Below are 1830 nucleotides of genomic sequence, written 5' to 3'. Positions count from 1 at the left end.
AGGGCGTCGAGGATTTCCTGTTCTAGCCCGGGAACCGGCACGACGTCTGCGTCCGCGGCCGTCGCGTCTGGGCGATCCCGCAGAATGCTCAACGGGGGCGCCGGATCCCGGGGCTCTCCCCCGGCCGGCCCGGCAGCGACCGGCATCCGCCTTGTTTTGCTTGCATTTTCCGAAAAACTGTTCCGTCCTTAGCCGTCGTCACGGCCGAGATTGGGCCGCCAGCAGGAAACGAAGCGGTTGCCGATCCACGTCTTTCACGGAGTCCTGGCCGACTGGAGCGTCGACAGCAGGCTGGATCGGCTCTACGTGCCGACCGTGGCGTTCAGCGGCTTTCTCGACAGGCTGACCAGCAGGTATGTCCCGGCGGAATCCTGCGGCCCCGACGACATCGCGCTGACGATCGACGACTCCACCATGGCCGCCGCGGAAGCCGCCCTGCTTGCCAGGGGACGAGGCCACGATGTCACCCTGTTCCTCAATCCCCACCAGATCATCGCGCAGACCCCGTACTTCTTCACGATCCTCGGCATCGCTATCGACCGGCTGGTGGAACGTGCGCGGAAGACTGATCCACGGGCCAGCTGGAGGTCGCCGCATTTCCTCCAGCTCAGGCAGGAGACGCGTGCACAGATAGCGGCCCTCGATGGGCCGGCGCTCGATGGGGCGATGCGCGCCTTCCTGGAGCGATGGGACCTCGACTGGCCCGATGTACCGGCCGGCGTGCGCGCGATCGACCCTCAGACCCTGTCGCGGCTGACGTCGGCAGGCGTCCAGATCGGCAATCACGGATGGTCGCACACCGACATTGCGGCAATGTCGCCCGATCAACTCTGGAACGATATCTCAATGGCGCAACGCTGGCTGGAGGACGCCACCAGCCAGCGCATCACGAGCTATGCCGTCCCTTTCGGTCTTGTCACGCCGCCTCCGGAAGTCCTCACCCGCCTGCCCGGGACCTGCATGCTGGTCGATGGTACCAGACCGGTGGGTCCGCTTGCCCCCGACCTCGTCAACCGTCTCGACATCACCGACGACATCGTGGCACGAGCTAGGTTGCGGCAGCCATGGTTCGGTGCCGTCCCCCGGTCGCAACCGGAGCGTCGGGGCTGGCGCGTCGCGATGAAGCAGCTCTTGAGAGGTGGAAGGAGCCGTCGCGGATGATCGAGATGCCCCCGACTTGCCAAGGATCCCCAAGTAGCGCCACCCTGACAGGCCGGCGTGGTCTCGCCCGGTGACAGCCCCCAGGCTTACCCTGCTTGCCGCCACGCGCAACGGCGAAGCCGTGCTCGGGGGAACCCTTGCGTCCATTGCAGCCGCCGAGTCGCCGGCCACGCCATGGCAGATGGTGGTCGTGGACAACGGCAGCACGGACGGCACCGGCGCCATTCTCAGCGCCTATGCGGCGAGACTGCCGCTCCGCATCGTCTCACAGCCTACCCCCGGGAAGAACGCCGCCCTGAACGCCGGGCTGGCAGCCTGCGATGGCGAGCTCATCGTCATGGTGGACGATGACGTTCTGGTCGATGGCCAGTTTCTGCAGGCCTGGAGCCGCTATCTGGTAGAGGGTACCGAATACGCCCTCCTGGGCGGCCGCATTGTCCCCGAATTCGATGTGCCGCCGCCCCGCTGGCTGCTCAGGGATCGGCGGTACCATGCGCGGATGTTCGGCGCGAGGGACCTGCCGGAGGGACCGACCGAGCCGGGCGAGATCTACGGCGGCAACATGGCGGTGCGCCGAACCGTATTCGACGCCGGCTTCCGCTTCGACGAGGCGATCGGGCCGAACCGCACCGTTCGCAGCTACCGAATGGGCAGCGAGACGGAGTTCCT

At 66.8% G+C, this 1830-nt stretch carries 2 protein-coding genes; both read left to right on the top strand.

The features are described 5' to 3' along the window. The first annotated feature begins 237 nt into the window (after nt 1–237). Nucleotides 238–1161, top strand: a complete 924-nt coding sequence (locus tag ACE3TU_RS21985) for a polysaccharide deacetylase family protein (protein WP_374627986.1) — start codon at nt 238–240, stop codon at nt 1159–1161. A gap of 70 nt (nt 1162–1231) precedes the next feature. Beyond that, nucleotides 1232–1830: glycosyltransferase family 2 protein (locus ACE3TU_RS21980; RefSeq protein WP_374627985.1), on the top strand; the 599-nt coding region annotated here is incomplete at its 3' end.

Origin of the sequence: Devosia sp., from assembly GCF_041917035.1 — a bacterium.
Taxonomy (GTDB): Bacteria; Pseudomonadota; Alphaproteobacteria; order Rhizobiales; family Devosiaceae; genus Devosia_A.
Note: the sequence above shows the minus strand (reverse complement) of the source record. Positions and strands in the feature narration are given on the sequence as shown.